This window comes from Nostoc sp. CCY 9925, from assembly GCF_963920935.1.
Taxonomy (GTDB): domain Bacteria; phylum Cyanobacteriota; class Cyanobacteriia; order Cyanobacteriales; family Nostocaceae; genus Nostoc.
This window is the reverse complement of sequence record NZ_CAWUDO010000263.1, coordinates 1-1860: the sequence shown is the minus strand read 5'-3', so window position 1 is coordinate 1860 and position 1860 is coordinate 1. Positions and strand designations below refer to the sequence as shown.

Below are 1860 nucleotides of genomic sequence, written 5' to 3'. Positions count from 1 at the left end.
GCGATCGCTAAAACTTACTTTTCTGTGTGAGGTAATTTTATTTGCAATAAATACACGTAATTACACGAAAAATCATCTTGATGAGATATCTCAAAAAGATTGCTAGTAAATCATTTGACGATTATTTCCAAATATATCTGCAATAATTCTTTAAGAATTGGTATTAATTATGGCAAAAATAAACTAAATACAGAATTAAAGTATAAAATTTATCAGCCAGTTTGGGGTTTGATAAACGAATTAAAGATAGCATCAGAAAAATTATCCCAACTTTTAGCTATCCATTGACAACGAAGATGCAACATAATTTCCGCATTATTTTGTAACCAAAATTTACTATTTCCTTTCATACGCAAATTAACGACTTGACGAATCAAACTTTCAACCGCACCACTACCAAGAGGTAATTTTCGGGCTGCAACTTCGTTATATCTTAAAAGCCTGCGTCGGTAAGCTTTTAAAATATAATTCCGTTCTCGTACCAAAATTTTGAGGCGCTCTCCATTCGCCTCAGAAATAAATTCACCCATGTTTCTCATTAAATCTAGTGCCTGACCTTTTTTTAAACTTTTTCGAGCCTTTTGAAACCATTGTTGACGCTCATTGTTTGTGCTAAAAGCAGCATCAGCAAAGTCTTGTAAATGTGATGCAGCGTGAAAAAAGTCTAATAATTGATAAGTTTCAGATGGGCATTTTAACTTTTTGAGTAAAGGGGGAATATGTATCCAGATCCATTCTGCTCCATCCGCAATTAATAAAACTTGTTTCGCCTGACTAATACCTAAATTAACCAAGTACATCTCTAATATCTGCAAAAATCCTTGATATCCTTGATAAGTTCCATCATTGGGAATTGAAACCTCTCCATTCCTGATTTTTTCACCTTGTTCATTCACTACATAAATTGTTAATAGTTTTGGCTCAATCCATTCTCCTGTAAAGCCTAGACGATTAGTCTTAGCCTTACGCCTGCCTTTTTTATTAATCCGAATCCGTGTACGACCGCCATCTACAGCAATAACGACACGCTGGTCTTTAAGAAGATTACTCGTAGGTAAGTTACCAAGCTCTAAACTTTTTATTTTCGATTCACGTAAATTTATGCCAATTTTACCAAAGTAATATGTTAGCCGTTCTATGCGTTTTAGACTGATATTTACGCCCCAATCAATTAATGTTGTCCGCGCTGCCTCAAACGAGCCAGCAATTGCGCCATATTGGGCAATAGTCGATAAAACTCCAGGGGATAAACCCTCAGACATTCCCAAATATCTTAAGAATGGGCAAAATCCTTCGTGTAAAGATTTTTTATTTTTATTTGATTGAGTTTGACGTTCAACTACATACGGTAATTTTAAACTTACTTCCACATTTCCAACTGTTAATATTTTTCGCTTTTTACAACCATGTTTTTGTGTGCTTGTTTGCCACCACCCCCGTGTCTCCTCCTCTGCTTTATCTAAAAAATCTTGAGATTGTGACAGATTATGGAGCAATAAACCTGTACATTCTCCTGCTAAAACTAAGGCAATTTCTCTAATTTTTTTCTCACGTTCTCTGAAAACGTGTCCATCCCATTCTGCGATATTCGTTAGTTCTAAAAGTTTCGTGACTTTTTCTTGAAAGTTTTCTAACGATTTGCTTAAATCAAAAGTAGAATATATATGATTTTTCATTCAGCGTAGGCATTCCTTGTTTTGATGTCAGATATCAAAACCTTTACTCCAAAGGGAATCCTACCTTTTTTTAGGCAGAAATAATAAATCATATTTATATCTGAAAATAAAAATCAAATTCTAACAGTGTTAATACTGTCTTACTTGTTGTAAATATTTATATTGTACTGAAGCTAGTTTTTAG

The 1860-nt window shown here is 34.0% G+C and carries 1 protein-coding gene; it reads right to left on the bottom strand.

The genetic code is table 11. The features are described 5' to 3' along the window. Nucleotides 1-212 precede the first annotated feature (212 nt). A complete protein-coding gene (locus tag ACM0OY_RS40275) occupies nt 213-1676 on the bottom strand; it encodes an ISLre2 family transposase (RefSeq protein WP_414574280.1) in 1464 nt (487 codons plus the stop codon). Between the last annotated feature and the right edge of the window lie 184 nt (nt 1677-1860).

Bases quoted from the DNA above. Each gene is read 5' to 3' on its own strand.
- ACM0OY_RS40275 (WP_414574280.1), bottom strand. From the start codon at position 1,676: ATGAAAAATCATATATATTCTACTTTTGATTTAAGCAAATCGTTAGAA.